At 38.1% G+C, this 339-nt stretch carries 1 protein-coding gene; it reads right to left on the reverse strand.

Annotation, left to right across the window (positions count from 1 at the left end; all coding sequences use genetic code 11):
* Positions 1–21: 21 nt before the first annotated feature.
* Positions 22–180: a hypothetical protein gene (locus BK120_RS35705; protein ID WP_179089963.1), complete on the reverse strand. Its 159-nt coding sequence runs from the start codon at positions 178–180 to the stop codon at positions 22–24.
* Positions 181–339 lie beyond the last annotated feature (159 nt).

A 339-nucleotide genomic window follows, 5' to 3' on the forward strand; every position in this document is an offset into this window, starting at 1 on the left:
TGGTCTTTACATATCCTCTCCTTAGTTAATTTCAAAGTTTTGATCAACTTTATCCAGTAGCCCGTCGTTTCTTAATTCCTCTTCAGCTCTAAGTCTTGCTTCACTCTCATTGGCAGCTTCTACGGCAAATATAAGATCGTATTTCGCATTCAAGATACAATGAATTGAAAAATTTCTCATAGTGATCCTCCTTCGTTGCCCTTGAAAGCACCTGCTGGTGACAATTGGATAAATCGTTCTAGGCTGGCTATTAACCAATCCTTTTGAGCCTTGATGTTATCGGTGTCAAAAATCGTATTCTCTTGCAAATACCGCAGCCAAAAATAATCATCATATTGT

The sequence above is a fragment of the Paenibacillus sp. FSL A5-0031 genome (genome assembly GCF_001956295.1).
In the GTDB taxonomy this organism is placed as follows: Bacteria; Bacillota; Bacilli; order Paenibacillales; family Paenibacillaceae; genus Pristimantibacillus.